The 22,238-nt window shown below is 62.1% G+C and carries 21 protein-coding genes, 1 tRNA gene and 1 riboswitch; of the genes, 5 read left to right on the top strand and 17 right to left on the bottom strand.

The annotated features are described in order from the left end of the window. The first annotated feature begins 44 nt into the window (after nucleotides 1-44). On the top strand, nucleotides 45-1,211 hold the full coding sequence (locus QU606_RS08980; RefSeq protein WP_370531093.1) for an MFS transporter: 1,167 nt from the start codon (nucleotides 45-47) through the stop codon (nucleotides 1,209-1,211). Beyond that, on the top strand, nucleotides 1,208-2,398 hold the full coding sequence (locus QU606_RS08975; protein ID WP_304998316.1) for an MFS transporter: 1,191 nt from the start codon (nucleotides 1,208-1,210) through the stop codon (nucleotides 2,396-2,398). The genes QU606_RS08980 and QU606_RS08975 overlap by 4 nt, the downstream gene beginning before the upstream one ends. A 5-nt stretch (nucleotides 2,399-2,403) precedes the next feature. Here the strand turns inward: QU606_RS08975 and QU606_RS08970 are convergent, their stop codons facing one another. After that, a complete protein-coding gene (locus tag QU606_RS08970) occupies nucleotides 2,404-2,646 on the bottom strand; it encodes a hypothetical protein (protein WP_024073960.1) in 243 nt (80 codons plus the stop codon). A gap of 403 nt (nucleotides 2,647-3,049) precedes the next feature. Here QU606_RS08970 and QU606_RS08965 point away from each other — a divergent pair, with 403 nt between their 5' ends. After that, nucleotides 3,050-3,289, top strand: coding sequence for a DUF6124 family protein (locus tag QU606_RS08965; protein WP_024073961.1), 240 nt, complete (start codon nucleotides 3,050-3,052; stop codon nucleotides 3,287-3,289). Between the two features lie 68 nt (nucleotides 3,290-3,357). Here QU606_RS08965 and QU606_RS08960 read toward each other — a convergent pair whose 3' ends face one another. The 13 genes from QU606_RS08960 to QU606_RS08900 form a co-directional block, all read right to left on the bottom strand. Then, on the bottom strand, nucleotides 3,358-3,663 hold the full coding sequence (locus QU606_RS08960) for a DUF6482 family protein (protein WP_024073962.1): 306 nt from the start codon (nucleotides 3,661-3,663) through the stop codon (nucleotides 3,358-3,360). A gap of 20 nt (nucleotides 3,664-3,683) precedes the next feature. Continuing rightward, nucleotides 3,684-4,208, bottom strand: a complete 525-nt coding sequence (locus QU606_RS08955; RefSeq protein WP_304998315.1) for a DUF3833 domain-containing protein — start codon at nucleotides 4,206-4,208, stop codon at nucleotides 3,684-3,686. Between the two features lie 199 nt (nucleotides 4,209-4,407). Then, nucleotides 4,408-4,481 (bottom strand) — tRNA-Gly (locus tag QU606_RS08950). Nucleotides 4,482-4,704: 223 nt separating this feature from the next. Further along, the gene (locus tag QU606_RS08945) at nucleotides 4,705-5,589 is read right to left on the bottom strand and encodes an alpha/beta fold hydrolase (protein ID WP_069075476.1); all 885 of its coding nucleotides are present in this window, start codon (nucleotides 5,587-5,589) and stop codon (nucleotides 4,705-4,707) included. A gap of 304 nt (nucleotides 5,590-5,893) precedes the next feature. Beyond that, complete coding sequence (locus tag QU606_RS08940) at nucleotides 5,894-6,586, bottom strand: pseudouridine synthase (RefSeq protein ID WP_304998314.1); 693 nt, start codon at nucleotides 6,584-6,586, stop codon at nucleotides 5,894-5,896. Further along, on the bottom strand, nucleotides 6,576-6,782 hold the full coding sequence (locus QU606_RS08935; protein ID WP_024073968.1) for a cysteine-rich CWC family protein: 207 nt from the start codon (nucleotides 6,780-6,782) through the stop codon (nucleotides 6,576-6,578). Before QU606_RS08935 ends, QU606_RS08940 begins: the two co-directional genes overlap by 11 nt. 48 nt (nucleotides 6,783-6,830) lie before the next feature. Beyond that, nucleotides 6,831-10,412: an urea carboxylase gene (gene uca / locus QU606_RS08930; RefSeq protein ID WP_304998313.1), complete on the bottom strand. Its 3,582-nt coding sequence runs from the start codon at nucleotides 10,410-10,412 to the stop codon at nucleotides 6,831-6,833. A 340-nt stretch (nucleotides 10,413-10,752) separates the two neighbouring features. Further along, a complete protein-coding gene (locus tag QU606_RS08925) occupies nucleotides 10,753-11,382 on the bottom strand; it encodes an urea amidolyase associated protein UAAP2 (RefSeq protein WP_024073971.1) in 630 nt (209 codons plus the stop codon). 9 nt (nucleotides 11,383-11,391) lie between these two features. Then, nucleotides 11,392-12,117: an urea amidolyase associated protein UAAP1 gene (locus QU606_RS08920; RefSeq protein WP_304998312.1), complete on the bottom strand. Its 726-nt coding sequence runs from the start codon at nucleotides 12,115-12,117 to the stop codon at nucleotides 11,392-11,394. Then, the gene (locus tag QU606_RS08915; protein ID WP_304998311.1) at nucleotides 12,114-12,878 is read right to left on the bottom strand and encodes an ABC transporter ATP-binding protein; all 765 of its coding nucleotides are present in this window, start codon (nucleotides 12,876-12,878) and stop codon (nucleotides 12,114-12,116) included. The genes QU606_RS08920 and QU606_RS08915 overlap by 4 nt, the downstream gene beginning before the upstream one ends. Then, complete coding sequence (locus QU606_RS08910) at nucleotides 12,875-13,690, bottom strand: ABC transporter permease (RefSeq protein ID WP_168232334.1); 816 nt, start codon at nucleotides 13,688-13,690, stop codon at nucleotides 12,875-12,877. Before QU606_RS08910 ends, QU606_RS08915 begins: the two co-directional genes overlap by 4 nt. 12 nt (nucleotides 13,691-13,702) lie before the next feature. Next, nucleotides 13,703-14,770, bottom strand: a complete 1,068-nt coding sequence (locus QU606_RS08905; RefSeq protein WP_069075470.1) for a putative urea ABC transporter substrate-binding protein — start codon at nucleotides 14,768-14,770, stop codon at nucleotides 13,703-13,705. Between the two features lie 61 nt (nucleotides 14,771-14,831). Beyond that, nucleotides 14,832-14,933: riboswitch (guanidine-I (ykkC/yxkD leader) on the bottom strand. Between the two features lie 167 nt (nucleotides 14,934-15,100). After that, the gene (locus QU606_RS08900; RefSeq protein ID WP_193690277.1) at nucleotides 15,101-16,723 is read right to left on the bottom strand and encodes a methyl-accepting chemotaxis protein; all 1,623 of its coding nucleotides are present in this window, start codon (nucleotides 16,721-16,723) and stop codon (nucleotides 15,101-15,103) included. A gap of 315 nt (nucleotides 16,724-17,038) precedes the next feature. Here QU606_RS08900 and QU606_RS08895 point away from each other — a divergent pair, with 315 nt between their 5' ends. Beyond that, the gene (locus QU606_RS08895; protein WP_024073977.1) at nucleotides 17,039-17,404 is read left to right on the top strand and encodes a hypothetical protein; all 366 of its coding nucleotides are present in this window, start codon (nucleotides 17,039-17,041) and stop codon (nucleotides 17,402-17,404) included. 292 nt (nucleotides 17,405-17,696) lie between these two features. Here QU606_RS08895 and QU606_RS08890 read toward each other — a convergent pair whose 3' ends face one another. Next, nucleotides 17,697-18,809, bottom strand: coding sequence for an enoyl-CoA hydratase/isomerase family protein (locus tag QU606_RS08890; protein WP_304998310.1), 1,113 nt, complete (start codon nucleotides 18,807-18,809; stop codon nucleotides 17,697-17,699). Nucleotides 18,810-18,945: 136 nt separating this feature from the next. Between QU606_RS08890 and ung the strand changes: the two genes are divergently transcribed. Beyond that, the gene (ung, locus tag QU606_RS08885) at nucleotides 18,946-19,638 is read left to right on the top strand and encodes a uracil-DNA glycosylase (RefSeq protein WP_024073979.1); all 693 of its coding nucleotides are present in this window, start codon (nucleotides 18,946-18,948) and stop codon (nucleotides 19,636-19,638) included. Nucleotides 19,639-19,693: 55 nt separating this feature from the next. Here the strand turns inward: ung and QU606_RS08880 are convergent, their stop codons facing one another. After that, nucleotides 19,694-20,731, bottom strand: a complete 1,038-nt coding sequence (locus tag QU606_RS08880; RefSeq protein ID WP_304998309.1) for an AbrB family transcriptional regulator — start codon at nucleotides 20,729-20,731, stop codon at nucleotides 19,694-19,696. After that, a complete protein-coding gene (locus tag QU606_RS08875; RefSeq protein ID WP_024073981.1) occupies nucleotides 20,724-22,238 on the bottom strand; it encodes a tripartite tricarboxylate transporter permease in 1,515 nt (504 codons plus the stop codon). Before QU606_RS08875 ends, QU606_RS08880 begins: the two co-directional genes overlap by 8 nt.

Here is a 22,238-nt window from a genome sequence, read left to right as displayed (position 1 = left end):
CCGCTCATTCTATAAAAGCGTCACAAAATAAAACGAGAGCTTTCATGAAACCGCGCCTGCATTGTGCCCGCCTTGCCCTGTTCCTGTGTGGCTGCGCGGCGTTTCTCAACCTCTATGCGACCCAGAGCATTCTCCAGACGTTTGCCGAGTACTTTCATATCAGCGCCAAGGTCGCGGGCTGGAGCATTACCGTCACCACCCTGGCGGTGGCCGTCACGGCGCCGTTTGTCAGCCGTCTGACCGGGCGCTTCGAACAGCGCACGGTGATCGCCGTGGCTGCGCTGCTGTTGGCGGTGCCGGCGTTGATGACGGCCTATGCAGACAGCTTCGCCGAAGTGCTGGTGTGGCGCTTGATCGAAGGCATGTTGATTCCGGTGGTGTTCGCCACCAGCGTGGCCTACATCGGCGATCGCTGGCAGGGCGGCACGGTGACTGAAGTCACCAGCTTGTATGTTGCAGGCACCGTATTGGGTGGGTTCGCCGGGCGCTTCGTCACCGGCGTGATGACCGAATATGTAGGCTGGCGCGAAGCCTTTGAGTTGCTCGCGGTGCTGAGCTTGATGGTCGGCGGTTTTATCCAGTTTTTGTTGCCGGCCAACAACCGCCCACGCACCGAGCAGGCTAAAGGCTCTTCGTCAGGTGGGTTTCGCCGGCCGTTGCTGGCCGCTTATGCCGTAGGTTTCTGCGTGTTGTTTTCGCAAGTCGCGGCGTTTACCTACGCAGGTTTGTACTTGGGCCTGCCGCCATTCAACCTTGGGCCGGCGGCGTTGGGGACGCTTTACATGGTCTTTCTGCTGGCCCTGTTCGTGATCCCCATCGCCGGGCGCCTCAGCAAAGCTCGCCCTCACGCCGAACTGCTCAGTGTCGCTGCCATGCTGGGTGTCAGTGGCTCGGCCCTGACCCTGCTGCCGTCCCTGTGGTGCATCGTAGTGGGCCTGGCGCTCAGTTCCACCGGCGTGTTCTTGGCCCAGGCTGCCGCCAATGCGTTTATCACCGCCACCGCGCGCGATAACAAGACGGGCGCTGTCGGGGTGTATCTCACCTGTTATTACCTGGGCGGCAGTTGCGGCGCCATCGTCCCGGCGCTGATCTGGGATCGCTGGGGCTGGGGCGGCTGCGTGGTGCTGATCATCGCTTTCCAATTGCTGACCTTGTTGATCGCCTTGACCGGCTGGAAGCCCCTTAAACCTGAGCTGATTCTTACACCATGAACGACACTGTCGCTTTGCCTGCTTGCGAAACGTCCCGCCGCCGCCGTGCGTTGATCGCCGGTTGCAGCGCCCACGCCGTGCATGATGGCCTGACCGATGTCATCTACGTCCTGTTGCCGATCTGGCAGGCGCAATTTGCCTTGTCCTATGCTCAGGTCGGCCTGTTACGCGGTGCCTACTCCGGGGCGATGGCCGTGTGTCAACTCATGGCCAGCCGCGCCGCCAAACGTTGGGGGCGGTTACCGATGCTGATCGGCGGTACCGCGCTCGCGGGCGTCGCTTATTTGCTGGTGGGCCAAGCCACCGGGTTGACGCTCTTGTTGCTCGCGCTGCTCCTCGGTGGGCTCGGCGCCAGTACTCAACATCCATTGGCTTCCTCGATGATCACCGATGCCTATGAAGAGGGCGGCGGGGTCAAGCAGGCCCTGTCGCAGTACAACTTCTCTGGCGATATCGGCAAAACCCTGATCCCCGGCCTGGTCGGCTTACTGCTCACCGTGGTCAGTTGGCAGGCCAGCGCCACCGCTCTGGGGCTGCTCGGCCTGGCGGCCGCGGGACTGCTGTGGTGGCTTATCCCCACCCAGGTATCCGCGTCCACGGTCACGAAAAAAGCCAAGCCCCTCAGCGGCAACGGCTCTGCCACCGGCCTGCGCGCGCTGATCCTCATGGGCACCCTCGACAGCGCTGTGCGCATGGGTTTCCTCACCTTCCTGCCGTTTCTGCTGCAAGCCAAAGGCGCCGGTACCGCCGGCATCGGCCTGGCCCTGACCCTGCTGTTCATCGGCGGCGCCTTCGGCAAACTGCTCTGCGGCTACCTCGGCGCACGCATCGGCATGATGACGACCGTGTGGATCACCGAAGCCAGCACCGCGCTGCTGATTGTCGCGGCGGTGTATCTGCCGCTGAGCGGGTTGATGGTGATGTTGCCGCTGCTGGGGTTGGTACTGAATGGCACCTCCTCGGTGCTGTACGGCGCCGTGCCCGACCTTGCCGGCGCGGGTCAGCGCGAGCACGCGTTTGCGCTGTTCTACACCGGTACGATTGGGGGTGGCGCGCTGGCGCCGGTGGTGTTTGGCGCAGTGGGGGATGCGCTGGGCGTGCCGGTGGCGGTGATGGTGTTGGCGGGGATGTTGTGGGTGACGTTGCCGTTGGCGTGGGTGGTGCAGAGGGGCGGTGTTGAGGTTTAAAAGGCTCACTCTCCAGTACTTGGCATTTTTTGCTTAAATGCCACGGAGTCGAACGGCTGAGGTTCTCGACTGGACTCACCCATCGCCAGTTCTGCCCGAATTTTCTCACGGGCTTTGGCCGCAAAACCGGCAGCCCTTAGGCGCTCTGATTTATCACCCTCTGCAATAACCTGAGAAAGGTATTCGTGGATGGCTTCCTCGCTGTCGAGCAGGTCAACAAGATCGAAAGCGGTCAATGGCTGAGTCATGATTAAACCTGCGTATGCATTTTTGGTGGGGTGGGGCTATCGAGAATGATGTGGGTGGTAGATTGAATTCAAACGGTCTTCAACGGCTATTTGTTGCCAAAAGCTTCAATTTCTTCACGCTTTGAGCATGGGTTTTAACCTTGCGGCATTGCCTACATAACGATCAGACTCGTCCGAGTTGTGCGCCTTGGGCGACCTCTTTAAGGTTCGTCAGCCGCTGCCCATCAGCGGTCGGGTTTAGTAGCCCGATACGATCAACGGCGTACAGCTGCTCTTATGGTGGCTGCACGCAGGGCGTCTTCGGGCGCGCCGGTTTCGTTGATTCGCCGGTCTACTAACCTGCGTACAGCCGCCACCCATTGTTTAGTAGCTCTGGTATGCGGTCCCTAACGAGGATCAACAGATGTGTACTGATTCATGCAACCCTGCCGTAAAACTGTTCAGCGTCCGTCCCGAAATCGACACTCAAGCGCTGCTCGCCAACGCCTACGAAACCATCGCCGGTGCAGGTGCCATGACCCACGAGTTCGTCGAAAGCCTGCCCTCTCAACAGCGCTACCTGGCCCTGGCCATTGAGCAAATGATTGAACTGGGCCTGCTGCTGGTCGAGGCTGTTCAGGACCGCGTGGACCGAGCCGCGTAGGTCACCCGTACGGTGTAAACGGCTTGCCTTCCCAGGCCGCCCATACCACGGGGGAGGGGAGCCAGCATTTAGAGTGTCGCCGCCAGCGAAAACGGAACGCGCAACGCACCGATAGGCCCTTCACGCGTGCCGCACATTTCATCGTGAACGCAGTGTTGCACCAGTACGCAAGGAAACGGCGGAACCCGCTGCAACAGGTCGCGTAAATGCGTGGTGGACCCAATGCGCATCGGCTTGCCGTGATCGTCCAGTAACGTCGCCTCGACGTGCTCCAGCCTGATGCGAGCGATATAGAAACCGCCCTCCAGGGACAGCAACTCCAGCTCACGTATTTCGCCTTTCTCGGCCAGCTCGGTGAGCATTTGCATATTCATGATTTACCCTCGCTCGGGGTTCATTGGCGACGAAAGAACAACGTGACCTGGCCCCACTCGACACCGAACTTGGACATGCTCGAGCGGTTGATCAAGGTGTCCTCGTCCATCAGGTACATCCAATCGTCAAAGCTGACTTCATACACCGAGCCATCCACCGGCAGATTGAGCCGGTAGCGCCAACGCAGCGCATTACCCGCTACTTCGCCGATGGCCTCGCCCACCACATCCCCAGCTCGTCCGCGCCAGCGCCCTGGGCTGTCCGGCGTCAGCGTCCACACCCGTTGCTGGCGAGTGCCATCGCTGTACAGGAAGCGCTCATCCAGAATCAACGCGTTGCCCTCGTGCCGGCTGGCAATATTCACCTCAAAGCGCTTGGCCACTTCCCCGGAACGCTTCTGGAAGATGCCCCAGGCTTTCACGGGTTTACTGAAGAAACGCTCCAGATCCAGTTTCGGTTGCTGGTCGGCGTAGTGGTCGACCTCAACGTTGGTGCAACTGGCCAAGCTCACTATCAGCAACAGTGAAAACAGTAGACGTGTCATGGCCTGGCTCTTCGAAGGTGCGGGGCGAAGTGCCGCCGCTCGAAGCATGATACTTGTACAAGAAAAATAATTTGTACAGGTTTGTGCGCGCTTTATTTTTTGAATCTCAAATCCCACCCATAAAAAAACCGGCCACCAAGGACCGGTTTTTTTATGCATTCCCCGCCAAAACCCTGCTGGCGTGGAATCTATGTCTGAGTGGAGCGGGTGAAGGGAATCGAACCCTCGTTATCAGCTTGGGAAGCTGGAGTAATGCCATTATACGACACCCGCTCAGAGCGGCTGACTTTGTACCAGATGTGCGCATGGATTTGAAGTTTTTCTTCGAAAAATGTGCAAGTTGCAGGCACTTGCCCTGGCGACGAACGGAGCCGATGTAGGAGCGAGCTTGCTCGCGAAGAACTCAAGAGCGCCGCGTTCAACCAGGGAGCGCACGTCATCGTTGGCGATCTTCGCGAGCAAGAACTAGGCGTCCCCCTCGCTCCTGCACGGTATTTCAGAGAGCAAAGGCATGCTGCGTCTGGCCTTGGTGATAACGCAATCGGCCGACCTTGCGCTCAGGTTTCAGGAAGCCCACAACCGCCTCCCGAGTGTCCCGGCACGCCGCCTTGTGCTCCATGTCCAGGAAGTGCCCGGTGGCCTGGATGGTGCTGAAGCTGCTCTTGGCCACGTATTGGCCGAACTGCGTGGCATCCTCGGCGCTGGTGTATTCGTCCCATTCGCCGTTCAGGAACAACACCGGTACGTCGATTTGCCGCGCGGCCTTGAGGTAGCACAGGCGATCGCTGTGCAGCACCTGGCTGATGTGAAAGTGCATCTGCCCATATTCGTGCTCGGCCAGGCTGCTGACATGCTTGTAGTTGAAACGCTTGAACAGCGACGGCAGGTGTTTACCGATGGTGCTGTTGACCAGGTGACCCACGCGGTCGCGGTCGAGGCTGCCGAGGTAGTCGACGCCACGCTCGAGGTAGTCGCGCATCGGTGCGTTGATCACCGGCGAGAACGAGCTGATCACGGCCTTTTCCACGTGGCGCGGGCGGGCGGCGAGGGCGACCAGGGTGGCGGCTCCGCCCCAGGAAAACGACAGCACGTGTTCGGCGGCGAAGTGGTCGATGAGTTCCAGGAGGATCTGGCCTTCAACTTCCTTCGTCAGCATCTGCTCATGACGGTTATGGATTTTGGAACGGCCGGCGTAGGGCTGGTCGTACAAAACCACATTGAACTGCGGGTACAGGCTTTTCACGGTTTGGGCGAAGGATGCCGTGGTGGCCATCGAGCCGTTGACCAGGATGATGGTCTTTTCAGCAGCATCCGCGCGATAGAACTCCGTGTAAACCCGATACTGACCCTGTATATCCAACACAGCGATTTCTGGCCTCATGTCGTAAGACTCCTGGCAAGCGGGTAGGGCGCACAGATCACTCTGCACGAGCTTTGTGACAGGTAGGCATACGCCTGGAAGATGAGGGCCCATGTCGATCCGATGACGGCTGGCCGACGGGTGTTGTTATGGCGGGCTGTTTGCCTGGGAGGCCCGTAGATCAAGCGCGGGCGGGGCAAGGTGTTTCTTGGAGGTTATAGGCGACTCGTCAGTCATAATTTGGCTGACGATTTGATTCAAGCAGTAGACCGGGGATGCCGCAAGTCACACAAATGGGTTTTTGCCATCACCGGCCGAACGGTCGTCAGACCTGTCGGATTTCTTCCTCGGACAGCGTCCGATACTCGCCTGGCGCCAGGGCTGCATCCAGTACCAATGGGCCCATTCGCTCACGGTGCAGGCCGACCACTTTGTTGTTGAAGTGCCCGAACATGCGCTTCACCTGGTGGTAGCGGCCTTCGATGATGCTCAATCGTGCCAGGCGTGGCCCCAACAGCTCCAGCTCGGCCGGTTGAGTCGTCAGGTCTTCAAACGCGAAATACACGCCTGCCGCAAAGGTTGCCGCGTATTCGGGGCCGATGGCCTGCTCCGTCTCTACCCGATAGACCTTGGGCAGTTTGGTCTGCGGTTGCGTCAGGCGCCGCGACCACTGGCCGTCGTTGGTGATCAGCATCAGGCCGGTGGTGTTGAAATCCAGACGACCGGCGATATGCAGCTCGCTTTTGTCCGGTTCATCCAGCAAGTCGAGGACCGTCGGGTGTTGCGGGTCCGAGGTGGCGCTGACGCAGCCCTGGGGTTTGTGCAGCATGAAATAGCGCGCCGGTTTGCCTGCCTGCAGCACCTCATCGTCAACACACACTCGGCTGAATTCGCGCACTTCATGGTGAGGGTCACTGACTGCCACGCCATCTACCGTCACCCGCCGCTCGACCAGTAACACGCGCACTTGCTGACGATTGAAATGCGGCAGGTTGCTGAGGAAACGGTCAACGCGCATGGCGAAGCTGCTCATCCACCTGAGCGCAGCGCGGGCACAGGCAGGCCTGGTTGCGCACGTCATCGGGCAGCGCTTCAAGCACCGCCGGGTCGATGGTGACGCTGTAGCACCAGCAAGGCTGGTCGGCGGTGCGTGGGTCGGCCAGGGTGCAATCGTTGCGGGCACCACAGGCGGGGCAAAGGGTTGGCGTGGTCATGGTCGGTGGGGGCAGGGTCTCGGAAGTCCCTGCACGATACAGCGCCGGTCAGTCCCGTTCCAGCACCACGACCCGTTGCCCGGCGCCAATGCCGCTGCCCGGTTGCACCGGGATTTCCCGCACCGCTCCGGCAAAGGGCGCCAGCACCGGGATCTCCATTTTCATCGACTCCAGAATCACCAACACATCACCGGCCGCCACCCGCGCGCCCACGCTCACCTGCACCTGCCAGAGATTGCCGGCGATAGGGCTGTCGATGCTGTGTTCATTGGTCTTGAGCGGCGAGTCTTGTGCCGCTGGCGCCGCGAGCTCCTCGCTGTCGAAATGCGCCTGGCCGCTGGCAATCCAGCGTTCGCGTTCGGCATTGAAGGCGCGCTGCTGGTGCTCACGAAACGCGTCGATGCTGGCGGCTTCCCGTGCGAGAAACGCTTGGTAATCCGCCAGGTTCAGCGTGCTTTGTTCGATGCTCAGCTCGAAGCGTCCCAGGGGGAAATCCCGGCGAATCCGCACCAGCTCATCCGCGCTCACGGGATAGAACCGAATTTGATCGAAGAAGCGCAGCAGCCAGGGTTTGCCGTCAAACGCCGCCACTTCGCGATAACGGTTCCACATCTGCAACGTGCGCCCGACAAACTGATAACCGCCGGGGCCTTCCATGCCGTACACGCACAAATACGCGCCGCCGATGCCCACCGAATTTTCGGCGGTCCAGGTGCGGGCCGGGTTGTACTTGGTGGTCACCAGCCGGTGGCGCGGGTCCAGCGGCGTAGCCACCGGCGCGCCGAGGTAGACGTCGCCCAGGCCCATCACCAGGTAGCTGGCATCGAACACGGTGTGGCGCACCTCGTCGAGGTTGGCCAGGTCGTTGATGCGGCGGATGAACTCCAGGTTGCTCGGGCACCAGGGCGCGTCCTTGCGCACAGTGGTCATGTATTTGTCGATGGCCAGCTGGCACGCCGGGTCGTCCCAGGACAGCGGCAGGTGGACGATGCGCGACGGCACTTGCAGGTTTTGCCGGGTGCACACCGCGGTCCATTCGCGGCCGATCAGTGTCAGCAGGTCGGCCAGGGGCAGTTGTTCCGGCTGGTAGTGGATCTGCAACGAGCGGATGCCCGGGGTCAGGTCGATCACACCCGCCAGTGCGCGGGCTTCCAAGGCTTGCATCAGGGCATGACCGCGAAAGCGCAGCACCAGGTCCAGCTCGGGCGCGCCGATTTCCAGGAGCAGGTGGGTGTCGCCGGCGAGGCGGGCGACCAGGCGGGTGTCGGCTTGGCCGATGTCCAATACCACCGGTGATTCAATCGCACGGTGAGACTGAGTCGCCTGCATCGCGGGCAAGCCCGGCTCCCACGTTTGATCCCATTTCAGGGCAAGGTCGCGGGCGGTCTTGAGGTCCACCGGTTCAAAACGAATCTTGTCCCCAGCCTTGAGCTGGCCGAGCTGCCAGAGGTCCGCCTCGATCACCGTTACCGGGCACACAAAACCGCCCAGGCTCGGCCCATCCGGCCCCAGGATCACCGGCATGTCTCCGGTGAAGTCTACCGCGCCGATGGCATAGGGGTTGTCATGGATGTTTGAGGGATGCAGCCCCGCTTCGCCGCCATCCGTACGTGCCCAAAGAGGCTTTGGCCCGATCAGCCGAACACCGGTGCGGCTGGAGTTGAAATGCACTTCCCACTGCGTGGCGAAGAAGGTGTCGATGTACGCTGGCAGGAAGTATTCCGGCGCGCCGTGGGGGCCATAGATCACCCGCAGCGTGCGGACCTCGGGCAGCGCTTGCGCGACCTGTTGTTGCCCGGCGTTCAGGTCTTCCAACGGCAACAGATGCAACACATCGCCCGCCCGTAAAGCGCGCCCACCATGCCCGCCGAACTGGCCGAGGGTAAAGGTGCTTTTGCTGCCCAGGTAGTCTGGCACTTGCAGCCCACCACGCAGGCACAGGTAACTGCGCGCACCGGCGCCGGCGAGGGTGCCCAGGCTCAGGACCGATCCGGCCTCAATCAACAGCGCGGTGTTCATTGGCACTGCTCGATCATTCAACAACAGCGGGATTTGCGCTCCCGTCACCGCAACAACCGCCACGCAATTGAAGCGCAATATCGGCCCGCTCATGGTGATTTCCAGCGCCGCGGCCCCCTCGGCGTTGCCCAGCAGGCGATTGCCCAGGCGCAGCGCGCGGCTGTCCATCGGCCCCGACGGCGGCACGCCCACGGCCCAGTAGCCGAGGCGGCCGGGATAGTCCTGCACACTGGTTTGCGTGCCTGCACTGATGACTTCAACCGTGTTGGCCACGTAGACCAGATCCTCCAGGCAACGGGTCCACGGCTGGCCATTGGCGAAGGGCGCGGCGAGCAGGATCTGGCGCAGGTAATCGCGGTTGGTTTCCACGCCGTAGAGCTGGCTATCGCTCAGTGCCTGATGCAGATCCAGGCGCGCCTGTTCGCGGGTGGGCGCCCAGGTGATGAGCTTGGCGATCATCGGGTCGAAGTAAGGCGGGATCTCACAACCGGCCTCCACCCAGGTGTCGATCCGCAAGCCCTCGGCCACCGGGAAATCCACACAGGTCAGCAAGCCGGGGCTCGGCTGGAAATCCCGCCCTGGGTCTTCGGCATACAGGCGCGCCTGGATCGCATGGCCTTGGGGTTGCAAGACCAGCGTCTGCAACGGCGGCATTTCACCCGCCGCCAGTTGCACCATCCAGCGCACCAGGTCCACGCCCCACACCTGTTCGGTGACGCCGTGTTCCACCTGCAAGCGCGTGTTCACTTCGAGGAAGTAGAAGCGCCCGTCAGCACTGTCATAGATAAATTCCACGGTGCCGGCGCTGCGGTAATTCACGGCTTTGGCCAGGGTGATGGCGGCTGTGCACAGGGCCTCTGCCATGCCGTCGGGCAGGTTTGGCGCCGGGGTTTCTTCGAGGACCTTCTGGTTGCGCCGTTGCACCGAGCAGTCGCGCACGCCGAGGGCGATCACTTCACCCGCGCCGTCGCCGAACACCTGCACTTCCAGGTGGCGCGCGTGCTCGATGTACTTCTCGATAAACACGCCCGCGTCGCTGAAATTGTTCTGCCCCAAGCGCTTGACCGCCTCGAACGACTCGCCCAACTCCAGCGCACTGCGGCATACGCGCATGCCGATGCCGCCACCGCCGGCCGTGCTTTTGAGCATCACCGGGTAGCCCACGGTGTCAGCGGCCAGCAAGGCGGCTTCAAGGCTGTCGAGCAACTCGGTGCCTTCCAGCAAAGGGATCTGATGTTGCCTGGCCAGGGCACGAGCGGTGTGTTTGAGACCGAACACCCGCAGCTGTTCAGGCGTGGGCCCGACAAAGGCGATGCCTGCCTGTTCACAGGCCTCGGCGAAGGCTGCGTTTTCGGAAAGAAAGCCGTAGCCGGGATGAATCGCCGTGGCGCCGCAGGCCTTCGCTGTGGCGAGGATTTTTTCCACCGCCAGGTAAGTTGCGGCTGCGGCGCCTTCACCGAGGCTGTAGGCCTCGTCGGCTTGCTGGATATGCAGGCTCGCCGCATCGGCTTCGGCGTACACGGCGATGCCTTTGACTTGCAACTCGCGCAAGGTGCGCAGGATGCGGCAGGCGATGGCGCCACGGTTGGCGATCAACAGTTTTTCGAACATGGCAAAACCCTGCGGGCCGTCCCGCAAAGTGAGGGAGCACTGCGGTCGTCCGCAGTGTGTGGTTAGTGTGGGAGGGGGCCACCGCTATCGGGGGCAAGCCCAATGCCTGTAGGAGCGAGGGGGACGCCTAGTTCTTGCTCGCGAAAAACGTCAACGGTAACGCGTGCATTCTGGATAAATGCAGTGCCTGTGAGTTCTTCGCGAGCAAGAACTAGGCGTCCCCCTCGCTCCTACAGTGCATTAGGGTTCCCTCCCACATTGGATCTCTAGCGTTTTTGCAGGCATTGCCCGGCTCGGGATTGGCACAGGGCAAACAACCATTTACGCAGGCGCTTGAGTTTCAGTTCCATACCAACAGCTCCGCCGGGGTCGGGTTGTAGGCGTTGCACGGGTTGTTCAACTGCGGGCAGTTGGAAATCAGCACGATCACATCCATCTGCGCACGCAGGTCGACGTACTTGCCGGGCGCGGAAATCCCGTCTTCAAAGGTCAGCCCGCCGTCGGCCGTCACCGGCACATTCATGAAGAAATTGATGTTCGGCCCGATGTCGCGTTTGCCCAAGCGACCATCGTGGGCGCAGGCGCGCAGGTAGTTGTCGCGGCAACTGTGCATGTAGCGTTTTTCCAGGGCGTAGCGCACGGTGTTGCTCTCTTGGGCGCAGGCGCCGCCGAGGGTGTCGTGGCGCCCGCAGGTGTCCTCGACGATGGTCAGCATCGGTTGGCCGAGGTTGGAATACAGCACGCTGCCGGTGCCCAGGTACACGCTGTTCTGCCGACGCAAGGTGCGCTGTACGTCGTAGCGTTCACGCGGGTTTTTCACGCTGTAGAACAAGGTGTCGACCGCCTGGTTGCCCTCAAGATCGAGGATGCGCAGGGTCTGCCCGGCCTTGACCTCCATCAGCCACGGCTCGCCGGCGGGAATGGTTGCGCGGTACACCGCCGCATCAGGTTGTTTCATTGCGATAGACATGACAGTTCCTCAGGCGAACAGGCGGTCGGTGTTGATAAAGCCACGCTCGTTTTCCGGGCGCGAAGTGCGGCAGTGTTCGGCGACACTTTTGTCGGCGTTCATCCAGCTGAGTTTCAGCGGTTGCGGGGCGTATTGCGGGTTGGGGTCCATCGGGTGTTGCAGCGCGGTGAGCACCACCAGGGTGTCCATCGGCGCGTAGAGTTCGATGTAGTCGCCGGCCTTGGAATTGCCCGGCACAAAGTGCAGGCCACCGTCGCTGTCCACGGTGACTTTGCTGAACAGGTTGAGGGTCATCAGCAGGTCGGACAGGCCCAGCCCCCATTTGCCCAACTCCACCAACAGGTTGTCGGTGCCGTTGCGGAAGAAGCCGTTGCGCAGTTCCTGATAACGGCCCTGGCCGTACTTCTCGGCGACTTCGGCGGCGCACAGCACGCCGCCGATGCTGTCGCTCCAGCCGCAGGTGTCGGCGGTGATCGCGGCCAGCACGCGGCCCATGTCCGAGTACAGGCAGTGGCCGGTGGTGAGCTTGGCGGTGTGTTGGCATTTGAGGCTGTCGGGCAGGTTCAGGCGCTCGGTTTTTTCGTTGGCGTTGAGCAGGGTCAGGCTGACGTTGGCGCCGCCGCGCAGATCGGTAAGGCGCAGCAGTTGGCCGCGCTTGAGCACGAACGAACGGTGGCCGCCGCCAGGCAGTATTTCTTCGGCGAAGGGTGGGAACAGTAAGGTGGAATCGGTCATTTGGAAGTGGCTCCAAGTTCGGCGGCGAGCGCCTTGCGGCGTTCGCTGTTCAAAGGGATGTCGTAGGTGATGCGCGCGCCATAGGCGCCGGGGGCGTGGGGTTCGACGCGCACCTTGTCGAACACCAGCAGGCGCGTGCCGAGGCTGAAGCCTTCGCTCAGGTCATGGGTGACCATGAACACCGTCAGCCGGGTTTCGCGCCACAGTTCCAGCAGCAGCTGGTGCATGTCTTTGCGAATGCCCGGGTCGAGGGCGCCGAAGGGTTCATCCAGCAGCAATACGCGGGGCTTCATGATCAGGGCCTGGGCGATGGCCAGGCGTTGTTGCATGCCGCCGGAGAGCTGCGCCGGGTATTTGTCCAGGGCGTGGCCGAGGCCGACCTTCTGCAACAGCGCGGCAGCCTGTTCGCGGGCGTCCTTCTTGGCTTTACCGAATAACCGGCCCAGCAAGGGAGAACGCGGCAGCTCCAGGCCGAGGGCGACGTTATCCAGCACGGTCAAGTGCGGGAACACCGAGTAGCGCTGGAACACCACGCCACGGCTGGCATCCGGCTCGGCGGCGAGCGGTTGGCCATCCAGCAGGATCTGGCCCTTGCTCGCGGTTTCCTGGCCCAGCAGCAGGCGCAGGAACGTCGACTTGCCGCAGCCCGAAGTGCCGACCAGCGTGCAGAACTCGCCCTCGGCGACCTGCAGGTTCAAGCCTTCCAGCACCACTTGATCACCGTAGCGCTGCCACACATTGTTGACGCTGATAAAGCTCATGCGCGCGCTCCTTCGTACCAAGGGAACGCATGCCGGGTCAGGGCCTTGAGGCCCCAATCCATCAACCAGGCGAGCAGGGTGATCCACACCACGTAAGGCAGGATCACGTCCATCGCCAGGTAGCGACGTACCAGGAAGATCCGGTAGCCCAAGCCGTCCGTGGAGGCGATGGCTTCAGCGGCGATCAAAAACAGCCACGCCGAGCCGAGCATCAGTCGCAGTGAGATCAGCAGGCGTGGCAGCAATTGCGGCAACACCACGCGCAGCATCAGGGTCCAGGTGGAGGCGCCGAGGGTTTGTGCCTTGACCAGCAGTTCCACCGGTATTTCCCGCGCGCGCTGTTCCAGGTCACGGGCCAGGCAGGGGGTGACGCCGATGACGATCAGCATCACTTTGGACAATTCCCCCAGCCCGAACACGATGAACAGAATCGGCAGGATCGCCAGCGGCGGTACCATCGACAGCACGGTCAGCAACGGTGACAACGGCGCGCCAAACAGCGGCAACGTGCCGGCGGCAATCCCCAGGCACAGGCCGGCGAGGGCGCTGATGCCCAGGCCGATCGCCAGGCGGCGCAGGCTCGATGCGCTGTCCTGCCAGAGCACGTACTCACCGGTACGGGCGTCGGCGTTGAACGCCAGGCGCTTGACTGCGTCAATCATTTGCCCGGCACCGGGCAGCAGCTTGTCGTTGGGGTTTTCCGCCAGGCGCTCGGCCGAGCCCACGAAGTAGGCGAACAGCAGCAGGGCGAACGGCAGCGCGACCAACAGCAGGCGGCTGGAGCGCTCCGGAACACGGTTGATCAGGCGCATGGCCAGGTCCTCTTACAGCTTGCCGTCGGCGGCCATCTGCACGTAGCTGGGGTCGAATTGCAGCTTGAGGTTGGCTTTGTCACCGCTGGTCACGCCGTTGGCGAAGCGCATGCCCACGGCGCTGGCGTCCTTGGCGCCTTCACCCAGCAAGCCGTGTTTGAACGAGAACTCGGCGACTTTGCCCATGGTGGCGGGCAACTGTGGACTGGTGGCGAAGGCCAGGGCTTCCTTGGGCGTGGCGAACAACTTGGTGGTGTCCAGTTGCGACTGGAAGCCCGCAAGGTCGGTGCCGGAAGCCTTGGCCATATGTTCCAGGGCTTCGGTGCTGGCGGCGCCCTTGGCATTCATCAGGGCGACCACTTCAAACCAGGCGCCGGTCAGTGCTTTGCCCAGCTTGGGGTTGTCCTTGAGGACCTGGGTGTTGACCACCATCATGTCCATGATTTCGCCGGGCACTTTGCTGGAGTCGAACACTTGGCTCACGCCAGGCTTGGCCTTGATCTGCGAGAGCATCGGGTTCCAGGTGGTGACGGCCTGGACCTGGTCGGTGTTGAAGGCGGCGGCAATATCGGCGTCGGAGGTGTTGACCACTTTCAGGTCTTTTTCGCTGAGGTCCGCCGACTCCAGTGCGCGGGCCAGCAGGTAGTGAGATACCGAAAGTTCCACCAGGTTGACGTTCATGCCCTTGAGGTCGGCCACGGTCTTGCCGGTGCCCTTGATCACCACGCCGTCGTTACCATTGGAAAAGTCGCTGATCACCAGCGCGGTGCTGTCTACGCCACCGGCGGCGGGGATGGTCAGGGCGTCCATGTTGGTCATGGTGCAGCCGTCGAACTGGCCGGCGGTGTACTGGTTGATCGATTCGACATAGTCATTGAGTTGCACCATGTCGATGGTGATGCCGTACTTCTTGGCCCACTTGTCGAGGATGCCTTGGCTGCCGGCATACTCCCATGGCATCCAGCCGGCATAGATCGTCCAGCACACGCTGAAGTGGTCTTTGGCAGCGGCTTGGGTCTGGAAGCTCAGCACGGCGGCGAAGGCGGCGGCGAGCAGGGCGGGTAAACGGATCGAGGGCATTGGGGCTTCTCCAGTTGATCAAGGGCGAGCAGGAGCAACGCGGCACCGTGAACGGTGGCTTGTCTCCCGGGCTTTTATCCCGCCGTGTAACCTCAACTGGAGGTCGCCAACTCTCGGACCAGCCACTCGCTTTTCGCGAGCCGGAACCCTAGTCGGCCATTGCAAATTGTGGTGCCGCGAACCTGTATCAATCCTGCACGCAAGAGATAAAGCGAGAGTCGTGCCAAGTGGCTTCGATGCCCGGCTGTTCAGCCGGGCGGGCGGGAGAGGAGGGCGTAGAAGCGGGGGGTGTGCGCCACGCGGGTGCGCCGGCGCACTGCTATGAGGCGCTTACAGCTGGAATTTGCTGACCAGCATATTGAACGAGGTGGCCAGCCGCGACAGGTCCTGGCTGGAGGCGTTGGTCTGGTTGGCACCGGCGGCGGTCTGGGTCGACAGGTCCTGAATGTTGAGCAGGTTGCGATCCACTTCACGGGCCACCTGGGCCTGTTCCTCGGACGCTGAGGCGATCACCAGGTTGCGCTCGTTGATACTGGCCACGCTGGCAGTGATGCGCTCCAGCGCCTGGCCGGCATTTTGCGCCAGGGTCTGGGTGTTGTTGGCCCAGCTCAGGCTCTTGTTCATGGCGGCCACGGCGCCATCGGCGCCTGCCTGGACTTCACCGATCATTTTCTCGATGTCCACCGTGGAGGTCTGGGTGCGATGGGCCAGCGCCCGCACTTCATCGGCCACCACCGCAAAACCGCGACCTTGCTCACCGGCACGGGCGGCTTCGATGGCGGCATTGAGGGCCAGCAGGTTGGTCTGGTCGGCAATACTGCGGATCACATCAATCACCTTGCCGATTTCGCGCACCTGGCCGGCGAGGTCGGCGACCGATTGGGTCGAATCGTTGATCTCCACCACCATCGCGCTCATGCCGGACACGGCCTGCTCGACTTGCTGGCGGCCGTCCTCGGCTTCGGTGGTGGCCTGGCGCGACGCTTCCGAGGTCGATACGGCGTTGCTCGCCACTTCGTCGACCGCTGCGGTCATCTGGTTGACAGCGGTGGCAGCTTGTTGGATTTCGTCATTCTGGCGGGTCAGGCCACGGGTGCTTTCATCGGTGACCGCGCTCAGCTCTTCGGCTGCCGAAGCGAGCTGGTCGGAGGCGTTGGCGATTTCCGTCAGCGTACTTTTCAGGCCGCCTTGCATATCGGATAAAGCCATCAGCAATTGCCCCGCTTCGTCGGTGCGGTCGGTCGTGATGGCTTGGGTCAGGTCACCCTTGGCGATGCGCTGTGCGTTCTCAACCGCTTGTGCGATAGGACGGGTGATCAGGCGCGTGATCAGCACACCGGTGATGATCGCAATGATGAAGGCCAGGACAATGCCACTGATCATCCAGGTCAACGCGCTGTCGCGCAGCTCGTCGGCGGCGGCAGCGCCTTCCTTGATCTGGCGGTTATTGGAATCGACCATCACGCGGATCAAATCGCGCGCCTGGCGGAACAATTCATTGTTGGTGCTGTTGAGCTGTGCGCGGGCCTGCTCGATCTGGCCACTGTCGAGCATCGACATAATGTGTTCGGAGCTGCTGGTGTAGGTTGGCCAGATCTGGTCGAGCTTGTCGCCGGCCGCCCGTTCGTCGTCTTCCAGGGGCGTGGCGCGGTAGGTGGCGTAGGCGCTCTGGCTGCGTTTGAGTTCGTTGGTGATGTCCTGGCGCACACGGTCGCGGTCTTGTTGGGAGACGTCGCCTTGGCTCGCATCCATCAAACGGTACAAACCGCGGTTGTGGGCCACCAGGCCATTGAGGGTAGCGGAGGTGCTGCTGACGGACACCAGGTTATTGGAGAACGTCAGTTCCAATGCATTGGCGAGGCGGACCACGCTTTTGATACCCAGCAGCCCGACCCCGAGGGTGACCAGTGCACAGAGTAGAAATGACAGCAGCAGTTTGGTTGAAATTTTCATGGCTCGGATCCGGCGAAAGTGGCGAAAGATGCACGTTAGAGCCTCCCTGGCCTGTGCAATGTCATAGTGACATCATCGCAATCGGGAAAGTTTCGGGCCAGAAAAAATTACTGAATCGATAAATCTGGGTGAGCGGTAAGCGCTATGCCGCAACGTGTCTGAAGGGGTGTGGCCGCATTTGGCATTGATGTATCAACTTGTAACCAAAACGCACCAGATTCGGTTTTTGATGTCAGATGTTTCGTCATTCAGTGAAAGCTGAATGCCGCCCCCCAGCGTCGCTGGAGGTGCTCTTTCGCGGTCCAGGAGGCCGCCATGTATCGACGACTGCTGATCAGCGCTTTACTCGGTCTGACCCTTTCCGCTTGTGTGCCTTACTACGATGGAGGCCAAAGCTACTACCGTTCCGAGGTCTACACCTCGCCGGCGCCGGTTTATTACTACGGCGGCGGCCCTGTGTACCGGCGCGACTATTATCCGTCGCCTCGCTACTACGCGCCGGCACCGCGTTATTACTCGGCGCCACGTTATTACCAGCCAGCGCCTCGTTATTACCCGTCAGGACCAAGGGCGGGTTACCGGCCTTACCCGAACCAGGGCTGGGGTGATCGTTGGAACAATGGCGGGCATGGACGCGGTGGCGATCATGACCGTGGAGGTGGCCGCGGCGGTCACCGTTGACAGGCCCATACCATAACTGTGGCGAGCGGGCTTGCCCCGCGTTGGGCTGCGAAGCGGCCCCAATGAGGCCACCGCGTTTATCCCGGCCTATTAAATCGCCAGGTTTTGGGGCTGCTGCGCAGCCCAACGCGGGGCAAGCCCGCTCGCCACAACAAGCCCATTCACCACAACGAGCCCGCTCGCCACAACGAGCCCATTCACCACAACAAGCCTGCTCGCCACAGGCTTATTGTTTGCTCGTTCTATCTTGGCATTCGCGCATGAGGCGCCGTTTTTTTATGGGCGCAAAGCGTCAGTAATCGGATAAGTCCGCCAGTGGATGCCGGCCTTCCCACGCCTTGGTGAAATGCGCCTGCACCACGGCGTCCGGGATGGTATTGATATCCGGCCAATGCCAATGGGGTGTCTGGTCCTTGTGGATCAATCGCGCACGTACCCCTTCACTGAATTCCGGGTGGCGGCAGCAGTTCAGGCTCAAGGTGTATTCCATCTGGAACACCTCGGCCAAGGACAGATGACGGGCACGCTGGATCTGTTCCCACACCAGGTGTGCAGTCAGCGGGCAGCCTTCGCTCAATGTCTTGCCGGCGCGGTTGAACAGCGGGTCGGCGTGGTCGCGCAGCGGGCTCAAGGCGCGCCAGGCACTGCGTACATCGCCGACGTCCAGCCACGCGTCGATCTGCGCCCGACGCGGCAGCCATTGGGCTTCTGGTTGCTGGCCGACGGCTTCCTGGGCCAGGGCCTTGAGCAGGCTGTTGAGTTGCATCGCGGTCTGTTCCTGCCAATTCAGTTGCAGCAGGCCTTCGATCAACTCGTCCTGTTGGTCATCGCGCAGAAAGCGGTCGGCCAGGCCCAGGTCCAGCGCGTCACGGCCATTGATGTGCGCGCCGGTAAGGCCAAGGAACAACCCCAGCTTGCCCGGCAGGCGCGACAGGAACCAACTGGCGCCCACATCCGGGTACAGGCCGATGCTGATCTCGGGCATGGCCAGGCGGCTGCTCGGCGTGACAATCCGTATGGCCGCGCTTTGCAGCAGGCCCATGCCACCGCCCAGCACGTAACCGTGGCCCCAGCAGATCAGCGGTTTAGGGTAAGTGTGCAAGCGGTAGTCGAGGCGATATTCTGCGGCAAAAAACTGTGCGGCCAGGGCGGGCACTTCCCCCGGCTGCTCGCGGCAGGCCTGGGCCAGGCTGCGCACTTCGCCGCCGGCGCAAAACGCCTTGGGCCCGTTGCCACGCAGCAGCACGCAGACGATGTTCGGGTCTTTGGCCCAGGCCTCCAAGCGATCAGTCAGGGCCAGGATCATCGGCAGGGAGAGCGCGTTGAGGGACTTTTCAGCGTCAAGGCTGGCGATGCCGACGCGGGCGCCGTTGCTGCCGGTCAGTTCTTCGAAGTGCAGGTTCATCGTGACCTCAATCGAGAAGGTGAAGGATCAGTATGATCGCTTCGTGGGAAAGTGCCGGTGGTGTGTCAGATCAATTGACAAGCAGGGCCGGCTTTCCTAGGGTTCGCCTCATTCTTTTTTACAAGACAATTCGAACATGACTGAAGGCGACCGTATCAAACTCGAACCCAGCTGGAAACACGCCCTGCGTGATGAGTTCGATAAGCCCTACATGGGCCAGTTGCGCGAGTTCCTGCGCCAGGAACATGCCGCCGGCAAAGAGATCTACCCGCCCGGCCCGCTGATCTTCAACGCGCTCAACTCCACACCGCTGGACAAGGTCAAAGTGGTGATCCTCGGCCAGGACCCGTACCACGGCCCCGGCCAGGCCCACGGCCTGTGCTTCTCGGTGCAACCGGGGGTGCCGGCGCCGCCGTCGCTGGTCAATATCTATAAAGAGCTCAAGCGCGACCTGAACATCGACATCCCCAACCACGGCTACCTGCAAAGTTGGGCCGACCAGGGCGTGCTGATGCTCAACACCACCATGACCGTGGAGCGGGCCAACGCCAACGCCCATGCGGGCAAGGGCTGGCAGTTCTTTACCGATCGGATTATCGAGGTGGTCAGCGAGCACCAGCCGCACCTGGTGTTCCTGCTATGGGGCGCCCATGCACAAAGCAAGCAGAAGCTGATCGATGCGACCAAACACCTGGTGCTGACCTCGGTGCACCCGTCGCCGTTGTCGGCGTATCGCGGGTTTCTGGGTTGCGGGCATTTCAGCAGGACCAACAAGTTCCTGGAGCAGAATGGCGAGGCCCCGATCGAGTGGCGTCTACCGCCGCTCTAGGGCCAAGCACATCCAGAATGTGGGAGGGGGCAAGCCCCCCCCCACATTTGAAGGTTCAGGTTGTTTCCGGCTGACGGTCCCAATGCCTGAACAACGGCTCCGCCAAAAACAGCACAAACAACAACCGCATCACCTGCATGGCCGTCACCAACGGCACCGACAGTTGCAGGGTCTCGGCCGTAAGGCTCATTTCGGCAATCCCGCCGGGCATCATGCCCAGGGTCAGCGAGCGCAGGTCCAGCTGGGTGAGGGCGCTCAAACCCAGCGCCGCCAATGTCGCCAGCGCCATGGTCAGGGCCGTGCCGATCAAGGTGCGGCCCATGAATGAGGGAGCGCTGCGAAAGAACTGCCGGTTGAAGTGGCAGCCCAACCCGCTGCCAATCAGCCATTGGCCGATCTGGCTGCCGCCGTCGGGCAAGCCGATATGCAGGTCCCACACCACACTGGCCGTCGCACTCACCAGCAACGGGCCGAACAGCCATGGGTTGGGCTGGTGTAGACGTTGCCAGCCCCACGCCACCAGTGCGCCGATGGGGAACAACAACGCCAGCCATGCCCAGCTCACGGGCGCCGGATGAAACTGCGGTGCGCCGCCATCGAGCAGATACTTGAAGATCGCCGGCACACACAGCACCACCACCAGCACGCGCAAACTCTGCCCCGCCGCGACCCGGCTGAGCACCGCGCCATTGCGCGCGCCGAGGTTGACCATTTCACCGGAACCGCCCGGCATGCTGGAGAAAAACGCGGTGGCGCGGTCTTCACCGCTGCGGCGCATCAACCACACGCTGACCACGCTCGACAGGCTGGTGACCAACGCGCCGAAGAAGATCAGGCCGAAGTGGCTCATCACCTGTTCGATCACCAGTGGGGTGAAGTGCAGGCCGATGCCGATACCCACCACCCATTGGCCGCATTTGCGCCCGCCGGGAATCTCCGCCAACTGCCACGGCGTCAGGCAACGCACCAGGATAATCGCCAGCAGCGAGCCGACCATATACGGCAAAGGCCAGCCCACCAGGCTGGCCAGGTAACCGCCGGCCAAGCCGACCAGCGGTGTTCCCCACCATTGCTTGAAGGTGACCTCAGACATCGGCCACGGTACGACGCTGTTGCGCCCGTTTGCGCCAGATACGCAGCAGCGGCATGAACAGCATGATGGCGGTCAGTATCCACACGCCAAAGGTGATCGGGCTCGACCAGAGGATCTCCAGCGCGCCGTTGGAGATCGACAGCGCACGGCGCAGGTTCTGCTCCATCAGGCCGCCAAGGATAAAACCGAGCAGTACCGGCGACAGCGGGAAGTCCAGCTTGCGCAGGATGTAGCCGAAGATGCCGATACCGACCATCAGGAACAGGTCGAAGGTGGTGGCGTGCACCGCGTACACCCCTATCGCGGTGATGATGGCAATCACTGGCACCAGCGCCCAGTTCGGCACGGCGAGGATGCGTGTGAAGATGCGGATCATCGGGATGTTGAGGATCACCAGCATGATGTTGGCGATGAACAGCGAAGCGATCAGGCCCCAGACGATGTCTGGTTGCTGTTGGAACAACAGTGGGCCTGGGGTGATGTTGTACAGCGACAGCGCGCCGATCATCACCGCCGTGGTGCCCGAGCCGGGAACGCCGAGGGTCAGCATCGGCACCAGGGCACCGCAGGCGGACGCACCGATGGCGGTTTCCGGCGCTGCCAGGCCGCGCATGTCACCCTGGCCGAACTTGCCACTGGCACCGGCCAGGCGTTTTTCGGTCATGTAGGCCACGGCCGAGGCCAAGGTGGCACCGGCGCCCGGCAGCACACCCATGATGAAGCCCAGCAGGCCGCAACGAATGTTCACTACGAACACCGAACCCGCTTCCTTCAGGTTGAACATCATCCGTCCGGTGGCTTTGACTGCTTCCTGGCCACGGTGGGTTTTTTCCAGCAGCAACAGGATCTCGCTGATGGAGAACAAGCCGAGTACCAACACCACGAACTGGATGCCGTCGGTGAGGTGGATGTTATCCCCGGTAAATCGGTACACGCCGCTGTTGGCGTCGATGCCCACCGCTGACAGGAACAGGCCGATCAGTGCCGCCACAAACGTCTTCAGCGGCTTGTCGCCGGCCATGCCACCGAGGCAGACAATCGCGAACACCATCAGCACGAAATATTCCGCCGGGCCGAAGGCAATCGCCCACTTGGCCAGCAGCGGCGCAAACAGCACCATGCCGCAGGTGGCGATGAACGCGCCGATGAACGAACTCCACGCCGACAACGACAGGGCGACGCCGGCCAGGCCTTTGCGGGCCATCGGGTAGCCGTCGAGGGTGGTCATCACGGTGGAGGCTTCGCCTGGGATGTTGAGCAGGATCGAGCTGATACGGCCGCCGTATTCACAGCCCAGGTACACGGCTGCCAGCAGGATCAACGCCGATTCCGGCGGCAGGCCCAGGGCAAATGCGATGGGGATCAACAGCGCCACGCCGTTGATCGGGCCCAGGCCCGGCAGCAGGCCGACCACAGTGCCGATCAAGGTGCCACACAACGCGGTCACCAGGTTGTAGGGGGACAGCGCAACGCCGAAGCCCTGGCCCAAATAGCCAAAAGTATCCAT

It is taken from the genome of Pseudomonas sp. OVF7 (genome assembly GCF_030644265.1).
Taxonomy (GTDB): Bacteria; Pseudomonadota; Gammaproteobacteria; order Pseudomonadales; family Pseudomonadaceae; genus Aquipseudomonas; species Aquipseudomonas gorinensis.
The sequence above is the reverse complement of the archived record's forward strand: the minus strand, read 5'-3'. Positions and strand labels throughout refer to the sequence as shown.

Excerpts from the sequence above, each read along its gene's own strand:
- ung (WP_024073979.1), top strand. The coding sequence starts at position 18,946 with ATGACTGAAGGCGACCGTATCAAACTCGAACCCAGCTGGAAACACGCC.
- QU606_RS08875 (WP_024073981.1), bottom strand. The coding sequence starts at position 22,238 with ATGGATACTTTTGGCTATTTGGGCCAGGGCTTCGGCGTTGCGCTGTCC.
- QU606_RS08960 (WP_024073962.1), bottom strand. The coding sequence starts at position 3,663 with ATGAATATGCAAATGCTCACCGAGCTGGCCGAGAAAGGCGAAATACGT.
- QU606_RS08895 (WP_024073977.1), top strand. The coding sequence starts at position 17,039 with ATGTATCGACGACTGCTGATCAGCGCTTTACTCGGTCTGACCCTTTCC.
- QU606_RS08920 (WP_304998312.1), bottom strand. The coding sequence starts at position 12,117 with ATGACCGATTCCACCTTACTGTTCCCACCCTTCGCCGAAGAAATACTG.
- QU606_RS08975 (WP_304998316.1), top strand. The coding sequence starts at position 1,208 with ATGAACGACACTGTCGCTTTGCCTGCTTGCGAAACGTCCCGCCGCCGC.
- QU606_RS08945 (WP_069075476.1), bottom strand. The coding sequence starts at position 5,589 with ATGAGGCCAGAAATCGCTGTGTTGGATATACAGGGTCAGTATCGGGTT.
- QU606_RS08965 (WP_024073961.1), top strand. The coding sequence starts at position 3,050 with ATGTGTACTGATTCATGCAACCCTGCCGTAAAACTGTTCAGCGTCCGT.
- QU606_RS08915 (WP_304998311.1), bottom strand. The coding sequence starts at position 12,878 with ATGAGCTTTATCAGCGTCAACAATGTGTGGCAGCGCTACGGTGATCAA.
- QU606_RS08890 (WP_304998310.1), bottom strand. The coding sequence starts at position 18,809 with ATGAACCTGCACTTCGAAGAACTGACCGGCAGCAACGGCGCCCGCGTC.
- QU606_RS08905 (WP_069075470.1), bottom strand. The coding sequence starts at position 14,770 with ATGCCCTCGATCCGTTTACCCGCCCTGCTCGCCGCCGCCTTCGCCGCC.
- QU606_RS08925 (WP_024073971.1), bottom strand. The coding sequence starts at position 11,382 with ATGTCTATCGCAATGAAACAACCTGATGCGGCGGTGTACCGCGCAACC.
- QU606_RS08970 (WP_024073960.1), bottom strand. The coding sequence starts at position 2,646 with ATGACTCAGCCATTGACCGCTTTCGATCTTGTTGACCTGCTCGACAGC.
- QU606_RS08940 (WP_304998314.1), bottom strand. The coding sequence starts at position 6,586 with ATGCGCGTTGACCGTTTCCTCAGCAACCTGCCGCATTTCAATCGTCAG.
- QU606_RS08900 (WP_193690277.1), bottom strand. The coding sequence starts at position 16,723 with ATGAAAATTTCAACCAAACTGCTGCTGTCATTTCTACTCTGTGCACTG.
- QU606_RS08880 (WP_304998309.1), bottom strand. The coding sequence starts at position 20,731 with ATGTCTGAGGTCACCTTCAAGCAATGGTGGGGAACACCGCTGGTCGGC.
- QU606_RS08980 (WP_370531093.1), top strand. The coding sequence starts at position 45 with ATGAAACCGCGCCTGCATTGTGCCCGCCTTGCCCTGTTCCTGTGTGGC.
- uca (WP_304998313.1), bottom strand. The coding sequence starts at position 10,412 with ATGTTCGAAAAACTGTTGATCGCCAACCGTGGCGCCATCGCCTGCCGC.
- QU606_RS08935 (WP_024073968.1), bottom strand. The coding sequence starts at position 6,782 with ATGACCACGCCAACCCTTTGCCCCGCCTGTGGTGCCCGCAACGATTGC.
- QU606_RS08910 (WP_168232334.1), bottom strand. The coding sequence starts at position 13,690 with ATGCGCCTGATCAACCGTGTTCCGGAGCGCTCCAGCCGCCTGCTGTTG.
- QU606_RS08955 (WP_304998315.1), bottom strand. The coding sequence starts at position 4,208 with ATGACACGTCTACTGTTTTCACTGTTGCTGATAGTGAGCTTGGCCAGT.